At 59.2% G+C, this 1,496-nt stretch carries 1 protein-coding gene; it reads right to left on the bottom strand.

Annotation, left to right across the window (positions count from 1 at the left end; all coding sequences use genetic code 11):
* Nucleotides 1–190: 190 nt before the first annotated feature.
* A complete protein-coding gene (locus PA598K_RS32350) occupies nucleotides 191–1,393 on the bottom strand; it encodes a stalk domain-containing protein (RefSeq protein ID WP_128660878.1) in 1,203 nt (400 codons plus the stop codon).
* Nucleotides 1,394–1,496 lie beyond the last annotated feature (103 nt).

Here is a 1,496-nt window from a genome sequence, read left to right as displayed (position 1 = left end):
TTGAATAATATAGCACAGATCTAAATCATAATGCAAGCCTTTTTTAAAACTTTTTTCATAGTTTCTGAAGAACCTTCGATAAGGTCTGGTTGAGCCTCAATTACCCGGCCTCTTCTCATGCTCGGGCTACCCGCCAATTAGTACCCTGCAGGTCGCCCATCCTCTCTTATCCCGGTCCGTCTATGCGCTCTCACTTCGCACCGTCTACGACAGCGCGCAGCTCGCCCCATAGCGCCGCCCCCTTCTCCTCCTGACCGGACATCTCCATATACTTGGGACTGATGATCTGGATCAGATAGTCGCCGCCCTCCTCCAATAGGATATGACCGGAGAATTGTCCATCCTGCACAGACAGCTTCGCCTCCTGCATGCGCTCGGTGTAGTCCATAGCTGCGCGATCGAACCGCCACACTGCCAGCGACACTTCGCCCTCAGACGGATCGCTGTGGAGGATGCGGCCGCTCACCTCCAGCGCCTCTCCTGCTGCCAGTCGGGTGTAGCCTGAGGTCGGCGCTGCGATCTGCACACGATCTTCCCCTTCGGCGTACAGTCTCACAGGCAGCTCGGCAGCCGTATCTGAGCCCGGATCCCAGTAGATCTCCATCGTCCGGCTGCCTGCCTGGGCCGATCTGACCTCGATCGGATTGGGCCCTGGCTGCAGCTGCATCCGGAAGTCGATCCGGTTGAACTTGCGCTCCGACTGGACAATGCCCCGCTCCAGCACCTGGCCATCCAGTGCGCTCCAACTACCGCCGCCCCCGGCCATCACCAGCTGCGGCGTCCTCAGCTCCTGCTGATACATGACCGTCAGCACATAGTCGCGGCCTGTGACGACGACTTGATCCGATGCCAGCTCCATCCGCTTGTCGCTCCAGCGCCAGGTCAGTGCGCCATCCTGCCAGTCGACAGCGATCCCTTGCGCCGGCAACACGCTGACAGGGATGTACATCCGTCCTTCGTAGAGGAAGGGCGGCGGCATGCGAAGCTCCTCCAACGCTGTCCCGTCTCCCCGGTATGGATGCTGCGTACCCGCTTCGTACACCAGCCGATCCAATGAGCCGTGCACCGTATCCTTGATCTGTATGATCGCCTGTCGCTTCGCCGCATCCCAATAGACGCTGCCTGCGCCTGCCTGCTCGATTGTCTTGATTGCAACATAGGACCGACCCTGATGCACGAGCAGCGGCTCGACAGCAAGACTCTCTCCATCCAGCAGCGCTTCGCCCGAGCCTGGACGCATCGTCAGCTCATGCTGCTCCAGCCACATTACCGCTCCCGCTTTACTCTGGGCGCCCTCGACATAGGTCCCCGCGCCCCCGCGTTCAAACGCACTCAATGCTATAAGAAGCACCACCAGTAACATCGTGATGATGCCGGTCTGCGCTTTGCTCATCTCGCCCCACCTCCGACATCATAGACGCAATCGAGGGCGAAATTGTTCCACTTGCAAGCTGGCAGATAATCCTAGGGTGTGTTTGCATACTCGGAGGGTAGCA

Source organism: Paenibacillus sp. 598K, from assembly GCF_003851045.1.
Taxonomy (GTDB): Bacteria; Bacillota; Bacilli; order Paenibacillales; family Paenibacillaceae; genus Paenibacillus_D.
The sequence above is the reverse complement of the archived record's forward strand: the minus strand, read 5'-3'. Positions and strand labels throughout refer to the sequence as shown.